Here is a 13,133-nt window from a genome sequence, read left to right as displayed (position 1 = left end):
TCCGCGTGCCCACCCTTCGGCTGCCCGACGATCCGAGCATCGCCCACCTGCGCCGGCTCGCCCGGCGACTGCAGCGATCCGTCCGGACAGGTGACCGGGACGCGGTCGCGCTGGTCGCCCGCTACCGGTTCGAGCCGGGGCCCTCCTTCGCCCTGTCGGCGGCGCAGCTCGTCGTGGCCCGCGAGTGCGGCTTCGCGTCCTGGCCGGTGGCGCGGGCCCAGCTGGAGCGGCTGGCCGAGTTCCGCCGCGACCCGGACGCGACGCCGGCCTCGGCCGACCCGGCCGACGACTACTGCCGGCTGGCCTGCCTGGTCTACTCCGGCGACGACGGGCCGGACCGGTGGGCGGCGGCGGTCGTGTCGTTCCGGCCGGCGCTGGCCGAGGGGTCGGTCTTCGCGGCCGCGGCCGCGGGCGACGCGGTCGCGCTGGCCGCGCACCTGGACGCCGATCCGGGGGCCGCGTCCCGGCCCGGCGGCCCGTACGGGTGGGAGCCGCTGCTCTACCTCACGTACTCGCGGGTGCCGCAGGCCGATCCGCTGCGGGCCGCGACGCTGCTGCTGGACGCGGGCGCCGACCCCGACGCCGGGTACGCCTGGCACGGGCTGACGCCGCCGTTCACCGCGCTCACCGGCGTCTTCGGCGAGGGCGAGCAGGGACCGGGCCGGCAGCCGCGGCACCCCCGATCGCTGGAGCTCGGCCGGCTGCTGCTCGCGGCCGGAGCCGACCCCAACGACGGGCAGACGCTCTACAACCGGATGTTCGTCCCCGACGACGACTTCCTCCCGCTGCTGTTCGAGTACGGGCTGGGCCGGGAGGCGTCCGGGGTCTGGCGGCAGCGGCTCGGCGGCGCGCTGGAGACGCCCGCGGAGATGCTGGCCCGGCCGCTGACCTGGGCCGCGGCGCACGGGTTCACCGAGCGGGTCCGGCTCCTGCTCGGGCACGGGGTCGACCCGGACGCGGTCTCGCCCGAGGGCCGGGCGCTGTCACTGGCCGCGGCGGCCGGGCACCGGGAGATCGTCGCGCTGCTGCTCGCGGCGGGGGCGACGCCGATCACGCTGTCGCCGGTGGACGCGCTGGTCGCGGCCGTCCTGGCCGGGGACGAGGACGGGGTCGACCCGGCGGTGCTGCCGGCGGCGCTGGCGGCGCGACCGGGGCTCGTCGCGGAGGCGGTCGACGCCGGCGCCGACCCCGGGCTCGCGGTCCGGCTCGGGTTCCCGGTCAGCGCGCCGGCGGACGGGCAGACCGCGCTGCACACCGCGGCCTGGGCCGGGTCGCTGGAGCTGGCGCGGCGGCTGGTCGAGCTGGGCGCGGACCTGGACGCGCGGGACGACCGGTTCGGCGGGCGGCCGGTCGACTGGGCCGTCCACGCCCACCACCCCGAGCTCGTCACCTACCTCCGCGCCGCCGAGCCCGCCCTGGCGCCCGACTCGCCCGAGCCGGGCGGGTCGGCCGCGACCGGCCCGGCGGGCGGGTCGGCCGGGACTGGCCCGGCGGTCGGGTCGGCCGGGAGCGGCCCGGCGGGCGGGTCGGCCGCGACTGGCCCGGCGGGTTAGGGGGGTGGCGGCGCGGGGGCGCGGCGGACCCGGGCGCGGCTCGCGATCGGGGGGAACGGGACCTTGATGCCGACGCCCTGGACGAGCCAGCCGAACGCGCCCAGGCCGGCCCGGTCGGTGAGCTCGCCGGCCTCGGCCGCGGTGCGGAGCGCCTCGACGTACGCGGCCGGGTCCGTGCGGGCGAGGTTCACCGGCGGCCGGCGCGGGTCCACGCCGAGGGCCAGCAGCGCGGTGCGCTGGTCGTCGAGGCGGGTGTCGCCGGCCCCGGCCGTACGGCCTGCGGCGGCGGCGGAGTCCAGCGCGACGTGCGCGGTCAGGTTGCAGGAGCCGTCCGGCACCGGCGGGACCTGGAGCCCGTCGCGGTAGCCGGTGAGCGTGCCGTGCCGGGGACGGCCGGTCGCCTCGTGCCCGTAGTCGACCGCGAGCGCGACGCCGCGGGCGATCCGCCCGACCGCGGCGGCCCAGGCCCGGTCCCGACTCCGCCCCACCTCCCCCCGCTCCCCGACCCCGCCCAACCCGCCCGGCCCGCCCGAGCCGCCGAGGCGGGTCGGGTCGGGGGCGCCCAGGGCCCACCAGCGGTCGAGCCAGGTCCGGTCGGCGGGGTCGGGGGGCGGACCGAGGGACTCGGTGCCGTCGGCGTCGACCAGGACGAGCCGCGGCCCGTCCTCCGCCACCTCCACCACGTCCAGCGGCACGTCGTCCAGCCACTCGTTCGCGACCAGCAACCCGGTCACCGGGGGCAGCAGGCGCACGTCCCGCAGCGCCGGCAGCGGCCCGACCTCCACCGCGATCGTGCGCAATCGCCGCCGTACGCCGGAGTCGAGGTGGGCTTCGACGCCGGCCAGCAGCTCGCCCCCGCCGGCGCCGACGTCGACCAGGTCGAGCCGATCGGGGTGGCCGAGCGCGGTGTCCACCCGGCCCAGCAGCTCGGCGATCGCGCCCGCGTACAGGTCCGAGACGTGCACGGATGTACGGAAGTGGGCGGCGGGGGCCGACCGGGTCCAGAACCCACCCGGCCCGTAGACCGCGGCCTCCCAGGCCTCCCGCCAGGGCCGCGCCTCCCGCATCGGCGCAGCGTACGGGGACATCGCCGCGTCACGCGGGGGCAATGCAGATCACAGCGCCGGGGGCCGCCGCGCGGACGTACATTTGCCCCGACCGGTACCCCTTCTCGAGGACTGGATCGCATATGAGCGCATCGAAGCGCCGCCGTCTGGCCGTCGGCGTGATCGGAACCGGCCGGGTCGGCGCCGTCCTGGGCGCGGCCCTCGCCGCCGCCGGACATGACGTCGTCGCCGCCACCGGGGTCTCGGCCGGCTCGGTCGAGCGCGCCCGCCGGCTGCTGCCCGGCGTCCCGCTGCTGCCCGCCGACGAGGTCGCCGCGCGGGCCGACCTGGTTCTGGTGGCCGTGCCCGACGACGTCCTCGGGCCGGTGGTCGCGGGGCTGGCCGAGCTCGGGGTCTGGCGGCCGGGGCAGCTGGTCGTGCACACCTCCGGGGCGCACGGCGCGGCCGTGCTGGCGCCCGCGGCCCGGGCCGGCGCCCGGACGATCGCCGCGCACCCGGCCATGACGTTCACCGGCGGCCCGGAGGACCTGGGCCGGCTGCCGGGCACGACGTTCGGGGTGACCACCGACCACCTCGCCGACGCGGCCGCGCTGGTCGCCGACCTCGGCGGGGACCTGGTCGAGGTGGCCGAGGCGGCCCGCCCGCTCTACCACGCCGCGCTCGTCGTCGGCGCGAACCACCTGGTCACGCTCGTGAACGAGGCCGCCGACCTGCTCGCCCGGGCCGGGGTCGCCGAGCCCGGCCAGGTGCTGCGGCCGCTGCTGACCGCGGCCCTGGACAACGCGCTGCGCGACGGCGACGCGGCGCTGACCGGGCCGGTGTCCCGGGGCGACGCCGGCACGGTCGCCGGTCACCTGCGGGTGCTCGGCGAGCAGGCGCCGGACGCGGTCGCCGGGTACGCGGCGATGGCCCGGCTGACCGCCGGGCGCGCGCTGGCCGCGCACCGGATCACCCCGACCCAGGCCGCCCCGCTCCTCGACGTCCTCGCCACCGCCGAGTCCATCCCCGACCCCCGCACCGCCTCCAGCGCGCCCCTGGCCGAGCCCCGGGGCCCGGCCCGCGACGCGCTGAGCGCGCCGGTCGAGCCCCGTCCCGCGGCGGCCGATCGGCGGACTGCGCGGTCCGCCGCGGCCGAGCCGCGCCGTACCGACGCCGTGACGGTCCCCGTGCGGAAGCGGAAGGGGCGGGCGGCATGAGCCTCGTGCACACCCGGGCCGAGCTGGCCGCCGCCCGGGGCAGCTCAACCGGCACGCTCGCGCTGGTGCCGACCATGGGCGCCCTGCACGACGGCCACGCCGACCTCGTGCGGTACGCGGCGAAGAAGGCCGACGCCGTCGCCGTCTCGCTCTTCGTCAACCCGCTGCAGTTCGGCCCGGGCGAGGACCTGGACCGCTACCCGCGCACCCTGGACGCCGACCTGGCCCGGCTGGCCGACCTCGGCGTCGACCTCGTCTTCGCCCCCTCGGCCGCGGAGATGTACCCGGACGGCCCGCCCGCCGTCACCGTCGACCCCGGACCGCTCGGCGACCTGCTGGAGGGCGCCAGCCGCCCCGGCCACTTCGCCGGCGTGCTCACGGTCGTGACCAAGCTGCTCGGCCTGGTCCGCCCGGACGTCGCCGTGTTCGGCGAGAAGGACTACCAGCAGCTCACCCTCGTCCGCCGTACGGTCGCGGACCTGGAGCTGGGCGTCCGGATCGAGGGCGCCCCGACCGTACGGGACCCGGACGGGCTGGCGTTGTCCAGCCGCAACCGTTTCCTGTCCTCGGAGGACCGCGAGCAGGCCCTCGCGCTGTCCCGGGCGCTGCGCGCGGGAGCGGCCGCGGGCGCGGCCGGGGCGGGCCTCGTGCTCATGGCCGCGACCGAGCAGCTGCGCGGCGTCGACGTCGACTACCTCGCCCTGCGCGGCCCCGACCTCGGCCCGGCCCCCGCCACCGGCCCGGCCCGGTTGCTGGTCGCGGCCCGGGTGGGTACGACCAGGCTGATCGACAACCTGCCGCTGACCCTGGGACCCGCATGAACGACCCGCGCCTGCCGCGCCGGCTGGCCGCCGCCGACCCCGGCTGGACCCACGAGACCGACGTGGTCGTGGTCGGCTCCGGCATCGCCGGGCTGTCGGCCGCGCTGCACGCCCGCTCGGCCGGGCACGCCGTCACCGTCGTCACCAAGCTCACCGTCGAGGACGGCTCGACCCGCTGGGCCCAGGGCGGGATCGCGGCCGCGCTGGACCCGGGCGACTCGCCGCGCGAGCACGAGCAGGACACGCTCGTCGCGGGGGTCGGGCTCTGCGACGAGGCCGCCGTCCGGGTGCTGGTCGAGGAGGGGCCGGACCGGGTCCGGGAGCTGATCGGGCTCGGTGCCAGCTTCGACCAGGACCCCGCCGGCGGGCTGTCGCTGACCCGGGAGGGCGGGCACCACCGCAACCGGATCGTCCACGCCGGCGGCGACGCGACCGGGGCCGAGGTGCAGCGCGCGCTGGAGGAGGCGGTCGCCCGCGATCCCGGCATCACGCTGGTCGAGCACGCGCTCGTGCTGGACCTGCTCACCGGGGCCGAGGGCCGGGCCGCCGGGATCACCCTGCACGTGCTGGGCGAGGGGACGCCGGACGGCGTCGGCGCGGTGCTGGCCCGGGCGGTCGTGCTGGCGACCGGCGGGATGGGCCAGGTCTTCTCCGCGACCACGAACCCGGCCGTCTCCACCGGCGACGGCGTCGCGCTGGCGCTGCGGGCCGGGGCCGTGGTGACCGACGTGGAGTTCGTCCAGTTCCACCCGACGGCGCTCTGGCTCGGGGCCGGGGCGCACGGTCAGCAGCCGCTGGTCAGCGAGGCCGTCCGGGGCGAGGGCGCGGTCCTGGTCGACGCGGCCGGCAAGCCGTTCATGCAGGGCGTGCACGGGCTGGCCGACCTCGCGCCGCGGGACGTGGTGGCGAAGGCGATCCTGCGGGTCATGCAGGCCGAGGGCCTCGACCACGTCTGGCTGGACGCGCGGCCGCTCGGCGCGGAGCTGCTGCAGCGCCGGTTCCCCTCGATCGTGGCCCGCTGCCGGCAGGCCGGCATCGACCCGGCGAGCGAGCCGATCCCGGTGGTCCCGGCCGCGCACTACGCCTCCGGCGGGGTCCGTACGGACCTGTCCGGCCGGACCACCGTCCCCGGGCTGTACGCCTGCGGCGAGGTCGCCTGCACCGGCGTGCACGGCGCCAACCGGCTGGCGTCCAACAGCCTGCTGGAGGGGCTGGTGTTCGCCGGCCGGATCGGGATCGACCTGGCCCGCGGGCTGCCGCCGCAGACCGACCCGGTGCCGGCCGGGCTGGAGACCGGCCTGGTCGACCCGGCCGGGCGAGACGAGCTGGCCCGGCGGATGTCCGCCGGGGCCGGCGTGATCCGGACCGACGCGAGCCTGCACGAGGCGGCGCGGGCGCTGGCCGTCGCCGACCGGGACGGCGTGGAGCCGCGGCCCGAGGCCTGGGACGCGACCAACCTGCACACCGTGTCCAGCGCGCTGGTCGCGGCCGCGATCCGGCGGGAGGAGACCCGCGGCTGTCACTGGCGGGAGGACTTCCCGGACCGGGACGACGCCCGCTGGCACGGGCACCTGCTCGCCGGCCTCGGCGCCGACGGCGTACTCACCGAGACCTACCAGGCCGCCGGGGTGACCAGCGGGACCCCCTCCACCGGCGGCCCCGCCGGCGCCGGCGCCGCGACCGGCGTCGGCCCGGCCCGCGGCGGAGCGACCGGCGTCGGCCCGGCCGGCGGCGGGCAGACGGCCGACGGGGTGACGAGCGGGACGGCGGAGGGTGCGTTGGTCCGGGCCGGGCTGGATCCGGCGTACGTGACCGACGTGATCGCCCGCGCGCTGGCCGAGGACCTGGCCGGCGGCACCGACGTCACCTCCGCCGCGACCGTCCCGGCCGAGCAGAGCGCGGCCGGCGACCTGGTCGCCCGGGCCGCCGGCGTCGTCGCCGGCCTCCCCGTCGCCGCGGCCGTCTTCGCCGCCGTCGACCCTACGGTCCGGGTGACGCTCCGGGCCGGCGACGGCGACCGGGTCCGCCGCGGCGACGTGCTGGCGACCGTGACCGGCCCGACCCGGTCCCTGCTCACCGCCGAGCGGACCGCGCTGAACCTGCTCTGCCACCTCTCCGGCGTCGCCACCGCCACCGCGGCCTGGGTCGACGCGGTCGCCGGCACCGGCGCCCGGATCCGGGACACCCGCAAGACCACCCCGGGCCTGCGCGCCCTGGAGAAGTACGCGGTCCGCCAGGGCGGCGGCGTCAACCACCGGATGTCGCTGTCGGACGCCGCGCTGGTCAAGGACAACCACGTGATCGCGGCCGGCGGCGTCGCCAGGGCCTTCGCGCTGGTCCGGGCGGCGTACCCGGACCTGCCGGTGGAGGTCGAGTGCGACTCGGTCGACGACGTGCGCGAGGCCGTCGGGGCCGGCGCCGACCTGATCCTGCTGGACAACATGAGCCCGGCCGAGATGACCGAGGCGGTGGCGATCACCCGCCCCGCGCACACCCGGACCGAGGCCAGCGGCGGGCTGACCCTGGACACGGCCGAGGCCGTCGCCGCGACCGGCGTCGACTACATCTCCGTCGGCGCGCTCACCCACTCGGCCACGGTGCTCGACATCGCGCTCGATCTCCGGGAATCCTGACCCCCGTGCTGCTCACGATCGACATCGGCAACACGAACACGGTCCTCGGCGTGTTCGACGGGCCGAAGCTGGTCGAGTCCTGGCGGGTGAAGACCGACGCCCGGGACACCGCCGACGAGCTCGCGCTGACGTTCCGGGGGCTGCTCGGCGGCCTCGTGATCGACGGGGTGGCGGCCTGCTCGACGGTGCCGGCCGTGCTGGCCCAGCTGCGGGTGATGCTCGACCGCTACTACCCCGACCTGCCCAAGGTGATCGTGGAGCCGGGCGTCCGCACCGGCGTCCCGCTGCTGTACGACAACCCGCGCGAGCTCGGCTCGGACCGGATCGTCAACGCGCTGGCCGCGTACCACCTCTACGGCGGCCCCTCGATCGTCGTCGACTTCGGTACGTCGACGAACTTCGACGTCGTCAGCGCCAAGGGCGAGTTCCTCGGCGGGGTGCTCGCCCCCGGCATCGAGATCAGCATCGACGCGCTCGCCTCCCGGGCCGCCCGGCTGGTCAAGGTCGAGCTGACCCGCCCGCGCGCGGTGATCGGCAAGAGCACGGTCGAGGCGCTGCAGTCCGGCATCCTCTACGGCTTCGCCGGCCAGATCGACGGCCTGGTCCGGCGGATCGAGGCCGAGCTCGGCCGGTCCGCGACCGTGATCGCGACCGGCGGGCTGGCCCCGATCGTGGTCGAGGAGAGCGAGACCATCCAGGAGCACGAGCCCGACCTGACCCTGGTCGGCCTGCGGCTGGTCTACGAGCGCAACGTGTAGCGCTGCACGCTGGTGACGTACGGCATGGCGAAGTGCTGCCGGCCGACCAGCTGCGGGTGCAGCCGGGTCAGCTCCACCACCCGGCCCAGCAGCGCCGCCCGCTCCTCGTCCGGCAGCCGGATGACGTAGCTGCGGGAGCCGACCAGGTCGACCAGCCCGGCCGCGTCCAGCTCCTGCTCGTGCCGGAACCTGCGCAGCTCCTCGGGCTGGAACGGGCCCATCACGGCGGGATCCTGCTGCCGGTGCGCGCCCGCGTGGTCGGCGTGGTCGCCGACGATGCCGGCCAGCGCCCGTACCCAGGCCACCGAGGCGTCCCGGGAGTTGTAGAACAGCGCCAGCCGGCCGCCGGGGCGCAGCACCCGGGCCAGCTCCGGCACCGCCCGCGGCAGGTCGAACCAGTGGAACGCCTGCCCGACCGCGACCAGGTCGACCGAGGCGTCCGGCAGCGGCAGCTCCTCGGCGCTGCCGGCCAGCACCTGGGCCCGCGACACCACGTGCTTGAGCACCTTGAGCATCCCGGTGGCGGGCTCGACCGCGACCGTCTCGACGCCGGCCGCGCAGAGCACCTGGGTCAGCTTGCCGGTTCCCGCGCCGACGTCCACCGCACGCAGGTCCGGCCGCCCGCGCAGCGGTTCCAGCGCGAACGCGACGGCCTGCGCCGGGTAGCCCGGGCGGCCCCGGTCGTAGGTGACCGCGACCTCGGCCGCGGTCCAGGAGGTGCGCCGGTCCTCGTACTGGTCCACGTCCACCGAGGCTACTGACCGGCCGGTGCTGAACGGCCGATAGGCTCGTTCGCCGTGACGCAGGCAGCCGCCGAGGGGACGATCCCTCCCGTGACCGACGACGACCAGGAGTATTCCGAGCAGGAACTCGTCCGGCGGGAGAAGCTCGACCGGTTGAAGGCCGCCGGCGCCGATCCGTATCCGGTCGGCGTGGCTCGGACCGCGAGCCTGGCCGAGGTGGTCGCCACGCACCAGGACCTCCCGCCGGACACCAGCACCGGCGACCGCGTGGGCGTGACCGGCCGGGTCCTCTTCATGCGCAACACCGGCAAGCTCTGCTTCGCGACGCTGCGCGAGGGCGGCGCGTCCGGTACCGAGCTGCAGGCGATGCTCTCCCTGGCCAAGGTCGGGGAGGACTCGCTGGCGGCCTGGAAGGCCGACGTCGACCTCGGCGACCAGGTGTTCGTCGAGGGCGAGGTGATCACCTCCCGGCGCGGCGAGCTGTCGGTGCTGGCCGAGGCCTGGCAGCTGACCGCGAAGGCGCTGCGCCCGCTCCCGGTCGCACACAAGCCGATGAGCGAGGAGACCCGGGTCCGGCAGCGGTACGTCGACCTCATCGTCCGGCCCGAGGCCAAGCGCATGGTCGAGGCCCGCTACACGGTCGTGCGGACCATTCGCGAGGAGTTCCACCGGCGCGGCTTCGTCGAGGTCGAGACGCCGATGCTCCAGTTGCAGCACGGCGGCGCCGCCGCCCGGCCGTTCGTGACCCACAGCAATGCGCTCGATATCGATCTGTACCTGCGGATCGCGCCGGAGTTGTTCCTCAAGCGGGCGGTCGTCGGCGGGATCGAGAAGGTCTTCGAGATCAATCGGAACTTCCGCAACGAGGGCGTGGACGCCACGCACAGCCCCGAGTTCGCCATGCTCGAGGCCTACGAGGCGTACGGCGACTACGACTCGATGGCCACGCTCTCGCGTGAGTTCATCCAGGCGTCGGCCGTTGCGCTCTCCGGAGGAACGGTTGTGACACATTTTGACGGGACCGAATACGATCTCGGTGGGGAATGGGCGTCGATCCGCCTCTACGACGCGGTATCAAACGCGGTGGGTGAAGAGGTGACACCCACCGCACCTTTGCCGCGGCTTCGAGAGATCGCCGCTCGGCATGATCTCGAGGTGAATCCGGCCTGGCTCGCCGGAAAGCTGGTCGAAGAGCTGTTCGAGGCGCTGGTTCAGCACACGCTGGTGGCGCCGACGTTCGTCCGCGATTTCCCGCTGGACACCTCCCCGCTGGTCCGTGCGCACCGTACGGACCCGGGCTTGGTGGAGAAGTGGGATCTCTACGCGGGCGGTGTCGAGCGCGGCACCGGCTATTCGGAGTTGACCGACCCGGTCGTGCAGCGGGCCCGCCTGGTGGAACAGGCCGAGCAGGCCGCGGCCGGCGACCCGGACGCGATGCTCTTGGATGAGGACTTCCTGAGAGCACTCGAGTACGGGATGCCGCCGACCGGTGGGATCGGATTCGGTATCGATCGTCTTCTGCAGTTGCTGACCGGCGCGCGAGGCATTCGTGAGACGATCCTGTTCCCCTTGACACGACCCGAGTAAGTGCGCTTGGAATTCCGGGGAGTTGTCCATATGCTGACGACACCGACCCCCGGAAAAGAGGACACGCATGGCACAGAAAGTGCAGGTGCTGCTCGTCGACGACCTCGACGGTGGCGAGGCTTCGGAAACGGTCAGCTTCGCGCTGGACGGCAGCAACTACGAGATCGACCTCTCGGCGAAGAACGCGAACGAGTTGCGTGATGCGTTCGCCAAGTATGTCGGCTCCGCGCGGAAGGCGGGCCGTTCCTCCGGTGCGTCGACCGGGCGTTCCTCGAGCCGGCGCAGCAGCGGCGGCAGCACGGCGATGGACCGCGACCAGGCCGCGGCCATCCGGTCCTGGGCCAAGGGCAAGGGCCTGAAGGTCAGCGACCGCGGCCGGATCCCGGCCACGATCATCGAGCAGTACAACCAGTCCGCCTGACCGGCCGGCCGGCCGCGCGCGAGCAGCGCGCGACCCGGGCGGAGCGGGGGCGGTGTGTACGGGCGCGAGGGCGCCGGCGACGAGTTCGCCGGCGCCCTCGCCGCGTCCGGGGGGCCTGCGCCGAACCGGGCGCGGCCCGGCGCCGTATGCATGAGGGGTGTTCGCCGTCGGCGTACCAGCCGGTGGAACGCCGCGGTCGGGCGCACAGTTGGACAGGTGACGGGCGGGGACGTCACGTCGGGAAGGCGTACGAGTCGTCAGCGTGGTTCCGCCCCTGCCCCTCTGGGAAGGACGGCGGAACTGCTCGCGGCTAGAGTGGGGAAGTGGAACGGGGCGCCGAGGCCCGGGAACCAGTCCCCGGACGGTGTCCTCCCTCATCGGAGAGGGAACCCTCCGGGGGAGGGCACGTGAGGAGATGACACATGTTCGAACGGTTCACTGACCGGGCTCGCAGAGTTGTCGTGCTGGCGCAAGAAGAGGCCCGCATGCTCAACCACAACTACATCGGTACCGAGCACATCCTCCTCGGCCTGATCCACGAGGGCGAGGGTGTCGCCGCCAAGGCGCTGGAGTCGCTGGGTATCTCGCTGGAGGGCGTGCGCTCCCAGGTCGAGGAGATCATCGGCCAGGGGCAGCAGGCTCCCTCCGGGCACATCCCGTTCACGCCGCGGGCGAAGAAGGTGCTCGAGCTCTCCCTGCGGGAGGCGTTGCAGCTCGGCCACAACTACATCGGTACCGAGCACATCCTGCTGGGCCTGATCCGCGAGGGCGAGGGTGTCGCCGCGCAGGTGCTGGTCAAGCTGGGTGCGGACCTCAACCGGGTCCGGCAGCAGGTCATCCAGCTGCTGTCCGGCTACCAGGGCAAGGAGCCGGCCGGCACGGCGAGCGAGGGCACGCCGTCGACGAGCCTGGTGCTCGACCAGTTCGGTCGCAACCTCACGGCCGCGGCGCGGGAGTCGAAGCTCGACCCCGTGATCGGCCGGGAGAAGGAGATCGAGCGGGTCATGCAGGTGCTGTCCCGCCGCACCAAGAACAACCCGGTGCTGATCGGGGAGCCCGGCGTCGGCAAGACCGCGGTCGTCGAGGGCCTGGCCCAGGCGATCGTCAAGGGCGAGGTCCCCGAGACGCTCAAGGACAAGCAGCTCTACACGCTGGACCTGGGCGCCCTGGTGGCCGGCTCCCGCTACCGCGGTGACTTCGAGGAGCGCCTGAAGAAGGTCCTCAAGGAGATCCGCACCCGCGGCGACATCATCCTGTTCATCGACGAGCTGCACACGCTGGTCGGTGCGGGCGCGGCCGAGGGCGCGATCGACGCCGCGAGCATCCTCAAGCCGATGCTCGCCCGCGGCGAGCTGCAGACGATCGGCGCGACCACGCTCGACGAGTACCGCAAGCACCTGGAGAAGGACGCCGCCCTGGAGCGGCGCTTCCAGCCCATCCAGGTGGGCGAGCCGACCGTGGCGCACACCATCGAGATCCTCAAGGGCCTGCGCGACCGGTACGAGGCGCACCACCGGGTGTCGATCACCGACGCCGCGCTGGTCGCCGCGGCCGGTCTGGCCGACCGCTACATCTCCGACCGCTTCCTGCCGGACAAGGCGATCGACCTGATCGACGAGGCCGGTTCCCGGATGCGTATTCGCCGGATGACCGCGCCGCCGGACCTGCGCGAGTTCGACGAGCGGATCGCCGGCGTGCGGCGCGAGAAGGAGTCCGCGATCGACGCGCAGGACTTCGAGAAGGCCGCCTCTCTGCGTGATCGGGAGAAGCAGCTGCTCGCGGCCAAGGCCACTCGCGAGAAGGAGTGGAAGGCCGGCGACATGGACGTCGTCGCCGAGGTCGACGACGAGCAGATCGCCGAGGTGCTGGCGACCTGGACCGGTATTCCGGTGTTCAAGCTGACCGAGGAGGAGACTGCCCGGCTGCTGAACATGGAGGAGGAACTGCACCGCCGCGTGGTCGGCCAGGAGCAGGCGATCAAGTCCGTCTCCCAGGCGATCCGGCGTACTCGTGCGGGTCTGAAGGACCCGAAGCGCCCCGGTGGCTCCTTCATCTTCGCCGGCCCGTCCGGTGTCGGTAAGACCGAGCTGTCCAAGGCGCTGGCGGAGTTCCTGTTCGGCGACGACGACTCGCTCATCCAGCTGGACATGTCGGAGTTCCACGACCGGTACACGGTGTCCCGACTCGTCGGTGCCCCTCCCGGTTATGTCGGCTACGACGAGGGTGGCCAGCTGACCGAGAAGGTGCGGCGCAAGCCGTTCTCGGTGGTGCTGTTCGACGAGGTGGAGAAGGCCCACCCGGACGTCTTCAACACGCTGTTGCAGGTGCTGGAGGACGGCCGGCTGACCGACGGT

10 protein-coding genes are annotated in these 13,133 nt (G+C 74.7%); 8 read left to right on the top strand and 2 right to left on the bottom strand.

Annotation, left to right across the window (positions count from 1 at the left end; all coding sequences use genetic code 11):
• The first annotated feature begins 5 nt into the window (after nucleotides 1-5).
• Nucleotides 6-1,553 (top strand): ankyrin repeat domain-containing protein, encoded by a 1,548-nt coding sequence (locus tag VGP36_03010; GenBank protein ID HEV7653693.1) that lies wholly within the window; start codon nucleotides 6-8, stop codon nucleotides 1,551-1,553.
• Here VGP36_03010 and VGP36_03005 read toward each other — a convergent pair.
• Complete coding sequence (locus VGP36_03005) at nucleotides 1,550-2,620, bottom strand: SAM-dependent methyltransferase (GenBank protein HEV7653692.1); 1,071 nt, start codon at nucleotides 2,618-2,620, stop codon at nucleotides 1,550-1,552. The genes VGP36_03010 and VGP36_03005 overlap by 4 nt on opposite strands.
• 122 nt (nucleotides 2,621-2,742) lie before the next feature.
• Here VGP36_03005 and VGP36_03000 point away from each other — a divergent pair, with 122 nt between their 5' ends.
• Genes VGP36_03000 through VGP36_02985 form a run of 4 tightly spaced genes read left to right on the top strand, consistent with a single transcriptional unit; the run spans nucleotide 2,743 to nucleotide 8,028 of the window.
• A complete protein-coding gene (locus VGP36_03000) occupies nucleotides 2,743-3,816 on the top strand; it encodes a DUF2520 domain-containing protein (protein HEV7653691.1) in 1,074 nt (357 codons plus the stop codon).
• Entirely contained in the window at nucleotides 3,813-4,637 is an 825-nt protein-coding gene (gene panC / locus VGP36_02995) for a pantoate--beta-alanine ligase (GenBank protein HEV7653690.1), read from the top strand. Before VGP36_03000 ends, panC begins: the two co-directional genes overlap by 4 nt.
• Nucleotides 4,634-7,270 (top strand): L-aspartate oxidase, encoded by a 2,637-nt coding sequence (locus VGP36_02990; protein HEV7653689.1) that lies wholly within the window; start codon nucleotides 4,634-4,636, stop codon nucleotides 7,268-7,270. The genes panC and VGP36_02990 overlap by 4 nt, the downstream gene beginning before the upstream one ends.
• 5 nt (nucleotides 7,271-7,275) lie before the next feature.
• Nucleotides 7,276-8,028 carry a type III pantothenate kinase gene (locus VGP36_02985; GenBank protein ID HEV7653688.1) on the top strand — a complete coding sequence of 251 codons (753 nt, stop codon included), beginning with the start codon at nucleotides 7,276-7,278 and terminating at the stop codon, nucleotides 8,026-8,028.
• On the opposite strand, the gene VGP36_02980 is transcribed toward VGP36_02985, so the two are convergent.
• The gene (locus VGP36_02980; GenBank protein ID HEV7653687.1) at nucleotides 8,010-8,771 is read right to left on the bottom strand and encodes a class I SAM-dependent methyltransferase; all 762 of its coding nucleotides are present in this window, start codon (nucleotides 8,769-8,771) and stop codon (nucleotides 8,010-8,012) included. The two genes, VGP36_02985 and VGP36_02980, sit on opposite strands and share 19 nt — an antisense overlap.
• Nucleotides 8,772-8,861: 90 nt before the next feature.
• Here VGP36_02980 and lysS point away from each other — a divergent pair, with 90 nt between their 5' ends.
• The 3 genes from lysS to VGP36_02965 form a co-directional block, all read left to right on the top strand.
• Entirely contained in the window at nucleotides 8,862-10,358 is a 1,497-nt protein-coding gene (lysS, locus tag VGP36_02975) for a lysine--tRNA ligase (GenBank protein ID HEV7653686.1), read from the top strand.
• Between the two features lie 67 nt (nucleotides 10,359-10,425).
• Nucleotides 10,426-10,779 (top strand): Lsr2 family protein, encoded by a 354-nt coding sequence (locus VGP36_02970; protein ID HEV7653685.1) that lies wholly within the window; start codon nucleotides 10,426-10,428, stop codon nucleotides 10,777-10,779.
• 422 nt (nucleotides 10,780-11,201) lie between these two features.
• Nucleotides 11,202-13,133, top strand: a 1,932-nt coding sequence (locus VGP36_02965; GenBank protein ID HEV7653684.1) for an ATP-dependent Clp protease ATP-binding subunit, incomplete at its 3' end; no start/stop codon positions are given.

The sequence above is a fragment of the Mycobacteriales bacterium genome (assembly GCA_035995165.1).
Classification (GTDB): domain Bacteria; phylum Actinomycetota; class Actinomycetes; order Mycobacteriales; family CADCTP01; genus CADCTP01.
This window is presented reverse-complemented; position numbering and strand designations above follow the sequence as displayed.